This window comes from Salegentibacter maritimus (assembly GCF_016236975.1).
In the GTDB taxonomy this organism is placed as follows: Bacteria; Bacteroidota; Bacteroidia; order Flavobacteriales; family Flavobacteriaceae; genus Salegentibacter; species Salegentibacter maritimus.
The window spans coordinates 31585-43944 of the sequence record NZ_JAEHNY010000003.1 but is presented as its reverse complement, the minus strand read 5'-3'; the positions used below and the strand labels follow the sequence as shown (position 1 = coordinate 43944).

At 35.5% G+C, this 12360-nt stretch carries 10 protein-coding genes; 5 read left to right on the top strand and 5 right to left on the bottom strand.

All coding sequences use genetic code 11. The features are described from left to right. Positions 1–8 precede the first annotated feature (8 nt). From I6U50_RS03865 to I6U50_RS03845, 5 genes are all read left to right on the top strand, one after another. A complete protein-coding gene (locus I6U50_RS03865) occupies positions 9–458 on the top strand; it encodes a JAB domain-containing protein (protein WP_198637929.1) in 450 nt (149 codons plus the stop codon). Between the two features lie 10 nt (positions 459–468). Beyond that, a complete protein-coding gene (locus I6U50_RS03860; RefSeq protein WP_198637928.1) occupies positions 469–666 on the top strand; it encodes a hypothetical protein in 198 nt (65 codons plus the stop codon). Between the two features lie 428 nt (positions 667–1094). Continuing rightward, a complete protein-coding gene (locus I6U50_RS03855; RefSeq protein ID WP_198637927.1) occupies positions 1095–1475 on the top strand; it encodes a BfmA/BtgA family mobilization protein in 381 nt (126 codons plus the stop codon). Between the two features lie 11 nt (positions 1476–1486). After that, positions 1487–2518, top strand: coding sequence for a MobB family relaxase (gene mobB / locus I6U50_RS03850; protein ID WP_198637926.1), 1032 nt, complete (start codon positions 1487–1489; stop codon positions 2516–2518). 9 nt (positions 2519–2527) lie between these two features. Continuing rightward, positions 2528–4108, top strand: coding sequence for a type IV secretory system conjugative DNA transfer family protein (locus I6U50_RS03845; RefSeq protein WP_198637925.1), 1581 nt, complete (start codon positions 2528–2530; stop codon positions 4106–4108). A 150-nt stretch (positions 4109–4258) separates the two neighbouring features. Here the strand turns inward: I6U50_RS03845 and I6U50_RS03840 are convergent, their stop codons facing one another. The 5 genes from I6U50_RS03840 to I6U50_RS03820 are packed head-to-tail and all read right to left on the bottom strand — an operon-like array spanning position 4259 to position 12359. After that, on the bottom strand, positions 4259–4966 hold the full coding sequence (locus tag I6U50_RS03840; protein WP_198637924.1) for a PP2C family protein-serine/threonine phosphatase: 708 nt from the start codon (positions 4964–4966) through the stop codon (positions 4259–4261). Beyond that, entirely contained in the window at positions 4963–8058 is a 3096-nt protein-coding gene (locus I6U50_RS03835; protein WP_198637923.1) for a type I restriction endonuclease subunit R, read from the bottom strand. Before I6U50_RS03835 ends, I6U50_RS03840 begins: the two co-directional genes overlap by 4 nt. Then, positions 8055–10385 carry an AAA family ATPase gene (locus I6U50_RS03830; protein ID WP_198637922.1) on the bottom strand — a complete coding sequence of 777 codons (2331 nt, stop codon included), beginning with the start codon at positions 10383–10385 and terminating at the stop codon, positions 8055–8057. The genes I6U50_RS03835 and I6U50_RS03830 overlap by 4 nt, the downstream gene beginning before the upstream one ends. After that, positions 10369–11061, bottom strand: coding sequence for an ABC-three component system middle component 1 (locus I6U50_RS03825; RefSeq protein ID WP_198637921.1), 693 nt, complete (start codon positions 11059–11061; stop codon positions 10369–10371). Before I6U50_RS03825 ends, I6U50_RS03830 begins: the two co-directional genes overlap by 17 nt. Further along, positions 11058–12359: an ABC-three component system protein gene (locus I6U50_RS03820; protein WP_198637920.1), complete on the bottom strand. Its 1302-nt coding sequence runs from the start codon at positions 12357–12359 to the stop codon at positions 11058–11060. Before I6U50_RS03820 ends, I6U50_RS03825 begins: the two co-directional genes overlap by 4 nt. Position 12360: the final 1 nt, after the last annotated feature.

The window sequence follows — 12360 nt, the reverse complement described above, 5'->3', positions numbered from 1 at the left end:
AGTTAACAATGAAAAGCAAAGTTAATGAAATAGCCATAAGTTACAGCGGAAGCACAAAGGCAAATTTGCTTCCCAAAGTAACCTGTTCCCAAAGTGCTGCCGATATAGCCTACAGCCAATGGAACAAAGAAACAATTGAACTGCACGAAACCTTTAAAATAATGTTGCTCAATAATGCCAATAAGGTAAAAGGAATTTATGAGGTTTCAAATGGAGGTATCACAGGTACTTTAGTGGATGTCCGCATTCTATTTGCCGTACTTTTAAAGAGCTTGACAACCGCAGTAATTTTACTTCATAACCACCCGAGCGGTACCTTAAGACCTAGTGAAGCGGACAAGAGCCTGACCCAAAAGATTAAAAAGGCTGGCGACTTACTTGATATTAAAGTCCTCGACCATTTGATACTTTCCCCTGATGGCGACTATTACAGTTTTGCAGATAATGGAATCCTTTAAAATCAAGCTTATGATTTATCTAAATTTTACAGACTTGAGCGAAGAGGCTCAAAACCGACTTTTGGAGAATTCCAAAAAGGATGTGGAACGAAAATTTGGGGAGGACATCCGCAAATGCGTAAGAAAAAATCACGCTTATTTTGAAACGATGATAGCCGAAGAAGCATTACGCAATTTGTATTCCTATACGTTTGTATTCAACATCTGATTTTCTAAACTTTATAGTCAAGCACCTCTAAATATTTGGAGGTGTTTTTTGTTTGATTAATTCCAATTCAATAAAAATCATTATCTTTATTTCGCTGAAATTCAGCATTCAATTTTACGTAGGGTTATCCATTTTTTGACTTTCGCCGATAACCATACCCATCGAAAAATTACATAACAGGAAATTATTTCCCTGAAACTGGCAATTGGCTTTTAGCCAAATTGTACGGAATTTTGTCCCGCTGGGCGGGACGAAAAGGAGTAGCAAGAGGGTAACACGCGATGCGATGTTTAGCACTCCTTTTTATTTTCAAATTACTGATATTCAGTAATTTGAAAAAATATAAAATTCCCGACCTCCTACAATTTGCGACAAATGCCCTCTGAACGCCCATTTTTAGGGAAGGATTTGCGACAAATCGGCGAATTATGGACTCATTTATCGGCATTAGGTTCAAAAAGGAAACGGCAAAACGTTTTCAGGAATTTTCAAGAACACACTTCAGATCACACACCGAAGCATTGGAAACAATGCTCGACTTTTTCTTCTATAACGAGATTTCTCCAAAGGAAAAATTGGGGCCTACAGGGAGGACGATCGAAGCTTCCCTAAAGAAACGTATCAATGCAGTCATTGCCATAATGCGGGATATGGAAAAGACACAGACCAAACCCACGGTCGCAATGATAGAATCTCTTTTTCAGACCGAAGAACCCAAAAAGAAGCCCTTGATTTTGGAAAAGAAAATCATTGAAGAAAAAAAGGAAGTTCGGTTCCGGGAAAAGCAAAACCATACTAACGAATTATAAATTTTTGAGCTATGTATATCACAATTACACCTCAAAAACTGGGAGGAAATTATTCACAAAGTTCAGGCGATTTTGTCGGTTATCTGGAGAAGGAAAACCAGAGTTTGGAACAGGAAGAAATGGAGCACTTTTTCAATCAATATGGAGATAAGATTTCCGTGGAAGAAGTGGTGAAGGATATCGATGGCAACGGTGCCAAACTCAAAAAGACCGAACCAAAATTCTATTCCATTACGGTAAGCCCTTCCAAATACGAACTGAACCGGTTACAGAACAGTAGCCAAGATTTAAAAAGATACACCCGTGAACTAATGAAGGATTATGTGGCATCCTTTAACCGTGAAATCAACGGAAGACCCATTACCATCGATGATATAAAATATTACGCAAAAATTGAACACCAACGCACCTTTAAGGGAACGGATTGGCAAATCAAGGAAAACCAACCATATGCAACGAAAATCCTTCAGCTTAAAACAGAAATCAGAAATATTGAAGAAGGGCGGGCTGAAGGCAATAGCAAACTATTGCAGCAAAAAATTGACCGATTGGAAAAGGAAGCCCCGCACCAACAGGACGGGAAGCGGATTGTTCAGGGGATGCCAAAGGCGGGAAACCAAAGCCATATCCATATCATCGTAAGCCGAAAGGATGCCTCCAACACTTTTAGTCTTTCTCCAGGGAGCAAACATAAGGCATCGGAAGTTGAGATGCACGGGAAGAATGTTAAACGGGGCTTTGACCGTGATAAATTTTTCCAGAGTGCGGAGAAGACCTTTGACCAAACTTTCGGTTACCAACGAAACTTTGTCGAGACCTACAAGGCAAGAAAGGATTTTGTTAAGAATCCGAAAGTCTATTTTGCATCGCTGATGAAACTGCCCATCAATGAAAAGGCGATTGCCTTTAAAATGATGAAGGAAAGTGGTGTTCCAATGCTGCCAAGCATTCCGGTAACACAGGCGCAATTGGCAATGAAAGCATTCAACCGACTGCGCCGTGGGGTGGAAGTGGCCATTAAATCAAGTTCCATAGGCATCTAATCCGAACGTATGCAAGTAGACAATCTCTTTACCGCTTTTTTAACCATTTGTCTGACCAGTGCCATATTTTATGGATTGTATCAGGTGTCCAAATATGCATTTTTTGCAAACAGCCTTTTTTTGTTTGCCCTGGCCTATTTTTTACAACCTTGGAACAATTTGGTTTTAGTTTTGTTAAATGTGGTCTGTCCGCTTTTGTTGATCAATACGGCATTGTATGCTTTCTTGCATAAAAAGGAGGTGCCAAAAAATGGCGACGATAGGTATCAAGTCGATTTTGCCACTACCAAGGGAAAGTTCAAACTGGACAATATCAAACGTGGAGCATCCATCATCGGTTCTGCGGGAAGCGGAAAGACCGAAAGTGTAGTGTATGGATTCCTGAAACATTTCCGGAAAGAAGGCTTTTGTGGCATTATCCACGATTACAAGGATTTTGAGCTTACGGAAATGGCGTATCCGCTTTTTAAAGATAGCGATATTCCATTTAAGGTGATTTCCTTTGATAAAACCATCCATCGGGTCAATCCTATTGCACCTCGCTATTTAGAGAACGAGGAAAGCGTGAATGAGGTTTCTCGGGTATTGATCGAGAACCTTTTGGAACAAAGGGAATCTGGAACAACGGGAACAACCAAATTTTTCAATGATGCTGCTGAAGGTTTGATTGGCGGACTCATCTGGAAACTGAAAACAACCTATCCAAAATTCTGTACCCTGCCGCATTTAATTGCTATTTATCAATACCTGGACACCGACAGCCTGATACAGTTTTTGGAAACCAATACCACATCAAGGGCAATGGCAGATGCCTTCATTAGTGGTAAGGATTCGGAACGACAAACCGCTGGTGTAAAAAGCACTTTAGCCAATGCACTCAAACGCATCAGTACGCAACGGATTTTTATGGTATTGTCCGCAGATGAAGTGTCGCTCAATATCAATAGTGAAGAAAATCCTGCGGTAATTTCAATCGTGAACAATCCAAAATTTGAAACATCGTATTCGCCAGTAATTGCTACCATTGTCCATACCATCACCAAACAAATGAGTGTGCGGAATTCCAAACCTTCTTTCTTATTAATGGAAGAAGCGCCTACTATTCGATTATTGAATATGCATCGTATTCCTGCGACTCTTCGAAGCTATAATATTTCAACGGTCTATGTGATGCAGGACAAGATCCAGAACGATATGATGTATGGTGATAAGGCGAGCAAGGCGATATTGAGCAATCTTTCCTATCAATTTTTTGGAAAGGTCAATGACCCGGACACCGCGAAATATTATGAACGTTTTTTTGAAATTATAAAAGACCCTACAAAGAGCGTGAGCCGTGGCCATAATTTGGATTTTGATACCAGGGTAACTACGGGTGAAAAAGAAATTCCAAAAATCAGGGCAGATATTTTCTTTCGGTTAAAACAGGGGGAGTTTATTACGTATGCTGATGGGATGGATAAGAAAGTTCAATTTAAGTTGAAGAAAATTTATCGTGAGATTCCCATAGAGCCAAAACAATATTCTCAGACTGATTTAGAAACTAATTTTGAGCGGATTTATGATGAAGCAAGGTCGATCTTTGAGTAGTTAATTTAATCATTAACAGGTTTTCCAAATTTGGGACACACTGTGTCCCAAATTCAAACTCATTTATAAGGTTGCAATTCTGTACCATATCTTTTAAAATTTGATTTTTTTTATATCTCCTTCATCGACAATGCAAAATTCTCGCATAATTTAATCAAAACTTTCTATCAAAATCAAACTAGCATTATCACTCCCTTCTTTTTGAAGTCTTTGGTCAATAGTTGAAATGAGAGCACCGGTTGACTCCTCTTTATTGAGTAAATATTGAAGCGTGTTTGGATCTATGATGTTGTGAACACCATCCGAACAAATAAACAATTTGTCTCCTTTATTCAAGGTGAGTTCGTGATAGGAAGGCACAGATTTCTGAAAATTACCTTGAATGGAACGGGTAACAATGTGATTGTATTTAGAAAAATTTACACTGTCATTTGAATTTTCAGTTTCAGAGAGCTCACTACTCAGATTATGTGATTTGCTTTCAAAGCAAAGCTTGCCTTTTGAATAATGAAGAATTTTCACATCTCCCACCCAAAACGTCTTAGCGGTTTTTTCTGAGATTAGTATTCCGCCAAGGGTAGATCCAAGTTTTGATTGATGTTGTTCTTGGTATTGGCGTAAAGCTAAGTTTGCTTTGTTTATGGCCTTATGGATGACATTTACGTTAAATTGATCGCTATTGGATAGGAAAGTAGTCAAGCTGTCAATAACCATTTCCGCAGCGATATCACCATTATCATAACCCCCCATTCCGTCTGCAACTAAATAAATATAAGAATCAATATTGATTTTTTTAGCCAATATTCGGTCTTGATTGGTTTCTCGCTTTCCGACATGTGATATTACTTTAGATTTCATTTATTTGTCGGTACATCCAATTGAACCATCCGTTTCAGCGTATCGAAAAAAGCTTGTTGAAAGGCACTATCTTGGGTGTGCAATTTGTACAGTTCCAATTCATTTTTCCGTTGTCTGGACAACACTTCCTGAATAATGCGACGTAAAGCAATATCGCTATTTTGCTCGTCTGGGTTTTGTTTAACCTTTTCTTCGAAGTCTGGGTGAGCTTCTACAAATTTCTGCAAGCTCAGCATTTTAACGCGTTGCTCCTCTGGGGTAGCATCCCAGCCGTGAAAATAACGTTCGTTAAAAGTTTTGATAATTGCTTCCAGTTCATCTTCTTCATTTTCTCCGTGAGCACCGCGAATACTTGAGTTCTGCGGATCGAGTTCCGAGTCACTTTCGTCCAAACCTATTTTTACACCTATTTTATCACGCTGTTCCAACCCATAGGTAGCCAAGTCAACGGCATCCAATAATTTGTCCAAATCATCTTCGTCGGGGTCCTTGACAATCATTTTTGGAATAAGGAACTTTAGGAACCAATATAACATTTCCCATTCCGGATTATTGAAATCTAAGAGTGCCGCCACTTGCCCATAAATTTTAACAAACTGCCGTGCCTTGATTTTATAATCTGCCTTTTGCTTTTGTTCCAACTGTAATTCCACATCAAAACGTGCTTGGGGTTTGCTCAAAGCTGCTCCCAAGGTTTCCGTATCGGCATTGGAAAAGAATAAGTCGTTGAACAGTTCCACTTCAGACCACTCATAAACACCTTCCTCATCCAGCATCATTTTGGCATCGTGCAGCACGTTTACATCTGTTGCACTGCTTAAAGTCGTTACTGTATAATAAGGATCAAAAGCTTTTTTTATATCATCCTTGTCATTGAAAAAATCCAACACAAAAATATCTTCGGTCTTTTTGCCCAGTTTTGGAGCAGACCGATTTAATCGTGACAACGCTTGCACTGCCATTACGCCCTGCAATTTTTTATCAACATACATTGCGCAGAGTTGCGGTTGGTCAAACCCTGTGAGGTATTTGTTGGCGACTACCAAAATACGGTAATCATCCATATCAAAATAACGCGCAATCTTGTCTTGGATATAATCGGGATCAGATGACTTGGCGGTATCCAAATGAGCGGGTAGGTTGTTGACAGATTCTTCGGTTAAGGAAATGCCGTCTACTTCTTTTTCTCCTGAAAAAGCGCATATGGCTCCAAATGAGTTTCCACGCTCTTCCAACAAACGTTGAATAGCTTTAAAATAACGAACTGCAGACTCAATACTCTGCGTTACGATCATCGCTTTAGCTTTTCCTTTTAGTTTTTTCTTTTGCACAAAGTGCTTTATAAAATGATCCAGCATCACTTCGGCTTTGGTATCTATGGTTTGCTGGTCTTTTTCAACAAAGGCTTTTAATTTCTTTTGGGCTTTTTTGGTATCGAATATGGGGTTTTCTTCAGCCGATTTCGTCAAACGGTAATAGCTTTTAAATGTGGTATAATTGTTCAGCACGTCTAAAATAAAGCTTTCTTCTATGGCTTGTTTCATCGCATACAAATCGAAAGGTTTAAAACTGCCATCTTCTTGTGGCATTCCAAACTTTTCTAACGTACTGTTTTTGGGTGTTGCCGTAAAAGCTAAATATGAAGCATTGGTTTGCATCTTTCGAGATTGCATTACCTGTGCTATTTTATCTTGAACATCTTCAGCTTCTTCTTGGGTTGGCTCTTGTCCAATAGCCCGGTTCAGGTTGTCTGCTGTGGTGCCCGATTGAGAACTGTGTGCTTCATCAATAATCACGGCAAAGCGCTTATTGCTTAAATCAGAAATACCTTCCACGATAAAAGGGAATTTTTGAATCGTAGTAATAATGATCTTTTTACCTTGCTCCAAGCTTTCTTTTAGACCACGACTGGAATAAGCAGGGGCTACAATATTTTTGACTTCCGAAAAACTGCGAATGTTTTCACGAATCTGCCGATCCAATAAACGTCGATCGGTTACGACAATAACAGAATCGAAAATAGGTTTGTCTATTGCTTTTTTACCAGCCGCCTGTTCATTTTCTGGATAGGCTTCTATCAACTGGTAAGCTGCCCAGGTAATAGAATTTGATTTTCCCGAACCGGCAGAATGCTGAATAAGATAACGAAAGCCCGTTCCATTATCACTCACGTGTGCCATAATTTTTCGTACCACACGCATTTGATGGTATCTAGGAAAAAATAAAGTACGTTTATTTATAGGGTCTTTAGACTTTCCATCTAAGCGCACAAAGTGCTGAATAATATTGGCTATGCTTTTTGGCTTAAATACCTCTTCCCATAAATAGGCTGTTTTATGACCAAATGGATTGGGCGGATTGCCTTTACCATTTTCGTAGCCTTGATTAAAAGGTAAGAAAAATGTATCTGTGCCGTTCAGTTTTGTCGTCATAAATACTTCATCGGTATCGGCAGTCATATGTACAAGACATCGCCCAAAATTGAGCAGGGTTTCTTTGGGATCACGTTGCTTACGGTATTGGTTTTGACCATGTAATCGGGCATTTTGACCTGTCCATTGATTTTTGAGTTCAAGGGTAATTAGTGGTAAACCATTGACGAAAATTACCATATCAATTTCTTCCCGTGGATTACTTTCTGAATACGGCACTTGGCGGGTTACGCTAAATTGGTTACTGTCAAAATCTTTGGCAACTCTTGCGCTACTACTTCCCAAGGGGAGCGGAAACAACAAAGTGAAGTGTGCATCATCAACTCCCAAACCTTTTTTGAGGACGTGCAACACCCCTTGTTTTTTGATAATGCGATCCAAACGTTGCAAGATTTTAAGTTTCCAATCGTTGCTGCGCTTGAGTTTATTGAGTTCTTCCTCCTGTGTACTTTCCAAAAAATCCCAAAACCGCTCGGTGTCTAGTGCATATTTTGAATCAAAATGAGAACGGTTGCCATTATAATACCCATTTTTTGTTCTGTATTCCGCATTGGCTTCTGAAACTGAAATGCCTTCTTCTTTGAGTGTTTCTAGTGAAACCCCGGTTAAGCATTTTTGAATAGCAGCTTCTAAAGCTTGTTCGTTGGTTTGGTTACTCATTGTAAATGGTTTTCGTTTAAGCTATATCTTAAAGTTGAAATATTGAACTTTTTAAATTTATATCTTACATAAGTTGACAGATTCTGTTCGTGTGTTGAAAGAAATATTTGAGTGTCCTTAAAATCATTACGTAAAACTTCTACAAACCCCGCTGTGTTCATATCATCCATTGACTGCACGGGGTCGTCAATTAATAATAGCTTATTTGATGAATATTTTTTATTTAATGCCATTGTAAAAGAAATAATTAATGCGGAAAGTTGACCATTGCTCATAGAAAATATAGCATCATAGGTTTTATCTGGGGCTGTAACAAACTTTATTTTATCTCTTTTATTTACTATAAACAGACCAAGCCCTCCATAAAAATCTTGAACTATTCTACCAGAATAAATATGGAAAAGCAGCTCTATATCCTTTATCAATTGATCATTATAAGATTTTAAAGATTCTTGAAGTGACTTTACTATCCTGTTAACAGTGCTTAATGAATTTTGACATTTAGATTTTTGATTCTGAAGCTTTTCAAGATCCGCATTTTTATTTTTTAAGGATTCATCTAGATATAAAGAGAAGCGGTATCTGATATATAATTTCTTTTTGTCGATATCTGTTATAGATAAATTCTCAAGAGATTCAACATTCCGATCAAAATATGAACTATAGATTTCTTCAAAGTATGACATTAAGTTATCTTCATCGAAAGTTATTTTTTGTAATTGAAGAAACTCTAGAAACCCATCAGGTTTATTTTGCTCGTCTTTTAATTCAGTAGATGTTGAGATTAACTTTGAATAATCAATTTCTAAAGTTTTTAGAATATCTTTTATCTCATCATCAAGTTTTTTAAAGTCTTTATTAAAAAAATCACTCTCAAAGTATTCTTTTTTAAATAAGAAATCTTCTTGAAAATTCTCTAAGACGCCTATTAATTCTTCAGCTTGATTTGATAAAAATTTATTCCTAAGATTATTTAATTCAGCATTCAAATCTTTATCAAATTCTTCTAATTCTAATCGCTGCTCTTCGATTTCTTCCAACAAAGCTTCTTTAGATCCCCAATCATAACCACATAATGGGCAAATACCATTTTCCTCAATGTTTATATGAAATTCATTCAAGTGAGATTTCAGATTATTATGAGAAGAAAGCATTCGTGCATAAATTTTCGAGGCCTTATCTGACCTCTCATAAGCTACTTTCAATTCATTTAATTTCTTCTCATAACTCGCTATAATTTGATCATCATCTATTTCATCTTTGATTTTTGTATCTAAATCATAATCATTATCCATTAATTGGGTAAATGAAAAGTCATCCAAGCCTTCAATTAAATTATCGATTAACAAAGATAGGTCTCTCTCCAAAAATATTTTTTCTTCTTCCTTTCTAAAATAATCGTAATAGTAAATCCTAGTGAGTGTCATTTCCTCATCTAAAACTCTATCTAGTTTTTTGTTATATATGCTTTTAAGAAAATCCTCCTTATTTTGGATTAAATTTTTAATCTTTGGAAGTATTCCCGCATCTTCTGCAAGAATTGATTCATAACTTGTTATATCAAAATCAATATCTTCGGAATCCCAATTATATTCTTTTTTCTCAAATAGTTTAGAAAATTCGGTTTTCTCTTCATTGAATATATCTTCTTTTATTGATTCAATTTTTTCTTCTAATTTATCTATTTCCTGTAAAAAAGAATCATCAAATTTTTTTAGTCTGTCCTTAATCAATTTAAACTTATTGATTTTCACCTCAAAGTCCTGTGTATTGAACAAATAGCTAATACTTTCCTGTTTATCCTTTTCGTTCCTTTTTAAAAGGTATAGACTATCTTCTTGCTCGATATAATTTAGAAATTCAAAATCATCTTTGTAATTAAGACCTAAAAATTCAGAAATGTAGTCATCACTTTTTCTATTATTTTCAGTTGGGATGTCTTCAAAATTTGCTAGAGCAAATAATTTAAAGGCATTAAAATCTAAATAATTATTAAGTTCATTAAATGGCTCTGTCTGTCTCATTAAAAAATAATCGACACCTTTATATTCAAATTGTACTTTTAAAGTAATTGGTAAGCCGTCTCCTTCATTGTTATACAATGGATTTTCTAGTCTTGTTTCCCGATTATCAATTAATTTACTTTTAAAATCGTCATACCTTCTTATTTTACCAGTAAAAATTAATTCCATAGCATCAAAAAAGGTGGTTTTACCAAAACCATTTGGACCATCAAAAACAATTAAAGAATTATCTTTAAAATCAAATTCTTTCTCCTTATAAACTTTGAAATTTTTAATTGAAAGTTTTTTAATCTTTATTCCCATTGTGTTCTTCTTTTACGATGCTTGCAAATAGATCTTCAAATTCAATATCTTCCAATTGACTTAATTTTACATCATCCAATTCCTCGTCTATTCTTTTAAAGGATTCATAGAGGTTTATTTCTTCCAATTTTTCATAAGACTCAGTAAACAAGCTATCTAAACCTTTTTCAATTTCTATATTTAAATTTATAAAAGGTAGTTTTTGTGAAATAGTATAAAGTAATTTATGCCAAGTGAAATCGGAATAGTTTTCTTTATAATCATTGAATACCTTCTCATCAGTTATTAATTTTTTAATACTTTCAGGATTCCCTTCTTCGCAATGTTCTTTCAGTTCTTTTAAGCTTTCTTGATTATATCCCAAAACATATTTTTTGAATTGAAAAGGATCTTCTTCAATATTCAAAACTTCTTTTTTCCACTCTTCATCTTCTGTCCTTTCATTTATTATCAAAAGAGATGTATTTTTATCAAAATCCTCCAAGTTCATTTCATTTTTACAAGTGTCAAACCATTCATCTTGTAATTCGAGTACTTTTTCGAGTGTATCCACCTCGACTACCAACCAATAGTAAATAATAGTTTCTTCTGACTTCTTTTTATAGAAAGTTAACTCTGAAACCTGTGTGGATTCAAAATCTTCCTTTATGAATATATCGTGTAATAATGATTTCATTTTATTTTTTTCTTTGCATTATTTAGTGATATGAGTCCAATATCATACCACTTAACAATATTATTTTTCTCACTATTTTGCTCTTCCTCTATTTCATTTTGAAGGTTGAGTTCATTTTTTAGACTTTCAATATCTATACTCGTGGTTATAAGCTTATTGGCTTCATAAGGGACATCAATATCTATATCGCTAATATTTTTATATATACGCTTACAAATCTTATATTTAGTTGCCTGGCCTGTGTTAATGGCTGTGGCTGTATACCTTAAATTATCAGTACCTTTCCAAGATAAGTTTTGACCAATTTTGCCAGATGGACGAATCAATTCTAATAAAATTTGAAGAAAAGCATCTTGAAATTCATCCTGTTGAACATTAAAATCTTTGAGCTCTTTTATTGTTTGAAGCTTGACTTTTCTGTTTGGTAATAAACCTTGAATAAAGGTTAATAAAGAATTTTTATCAAGGTCATTTATCTGTTGCAAATAATCGCTTAATTTTTCTCTTTCATCTTCGGTCAATATTTCTCCTCTATCCTCTAAATCCTCAGTCGTTTCAAGACAAAACTCACAATAATATTGATTTAAAAGCTCTTTCGTTAAAAATAAATAATAATCCTCGTTGTCAAGTGATTTTTGAGGATCAGTTTTTAGAATTATGTCAAAATCTTTTAGTGGTATTATGGAATGGTAGGCACCTTCTCGAATTTTCATATCATCTTTATGGTTTTTACTGTGAATTTCAATTATGCGTCCACTAATTATTGATTCTAAATTATTTCTAAATATTTGACGTATTTCTGTAGTATCAAAATGGTCCAAATTTTGTTTCCTTAAATACTCGCTTATCTCTCTTTCACATTTTTCATCAATTTCATCTAAAGGGCAAAAACAGTTACCATCATAATTATTGTAAATATCCATTTTTGGATGCTCTCTTTTTATTTCATCTACGCTCTTTTCATTTTCAGTTGTAAGATGAAAATATGCAGCTTCACAAGGAAAATCATCTATCCTTTTTTCTAATTTTTCAAAAGCTTCTTTATAAGATGAGTAGAGTCTACTTTTCATTGCTTTGACTTGATGAAGCGTAATTGGCCTTATCTGACCGTCGACCTTCTCTACTATTGCAAAATCCTCTAATGAGTCCAATTGTAAGTTATATTTCACATTATCCGAATCAGCATTTAATAACTTTAAAACGTGATAAAGGGCAACCTTTCCTTGATATATAAATCCACTCCAAGTTGCTGCGGCAGTATGGATATCATTTGGATCTATTAATTGACTTACTGCCATA

What these genes read in the sequence shown, in the direction of transcription:
- I6U50_RS03865 (WP_198637929.1), top strand. Translation starts at nt 9, where the DNA reads ATGAAAAGCAAAGTTAATGAAATAGCCATAAGTTACAGCGGAAGCACA.
- I6U50_RS03860 (WP_198637928.1), top strand. Translation starts at nt 469, where the DNA reads ATGATTTATCTAAATTTTACAGACTTGAGCGAAGAGGCTCAAAACCGA.
- I6U50_RS03855 (WP_198637927.1), top strand. Translation starts at nt 1,095, where the DNA reads ATGGACTCATTTATCGGCATTAGGTTCAAAAAGGAAACGGCAAAACGT.
- mobB (WP_198637926.1), top strand. Translation starts at nt 1,487, where the DNA reads ATGTATATCACAATTACACCTCAAAAACTGGGAGGAAATTATTCACAA.
- I6U50_RS03845 (WP_198637925.1), top strand. Translation starts at nt 2,528, where the DNA reads ATGCAAGTAGACAATCTCTTTACCGCTTTTTTAACCATTTGTCTGACC.
- I6U50_RS03840 (WP_198637924.1), bottom strand. Translation starts at nt 4,966, where the DNA reads ATGAAATCTAAAGTAATATCACATGTCGGAAAGCGAGAAACCAATCAA.
- I6U50_RS03835 (WP_198637923.1), bottom strand. Translation starts at nt 8,058, where the DNA reads ATGAGTAACCAAACCAACGAACAAGCTTTAGAAGCTGCTATTCAAAAA.
- I6U50_RS03830 (WP_198637922.1), bottom strand. Translation starts at nt 10,385, where the DNA reads ATGGGAATAAAGATTAAAAAACTTTCAATTAAAAATTTCAAAGTTTAT.
- I6U50_RS03825 (WP_198637921.1), bottom strand. Translation starts at nt 11,061, where the DNA reads ATGAAATCATTATTACACGATATATTCATAAAGGAAGATTTTGAATCC.
- I6U50_RS03820 (WP_198637920.1), bottom strand. Translation starts at nt 12,359, where the DNA reads ATGGCAGTAAGTCAATTAATAGATCCAAATGATATCCATACTGCCGCA.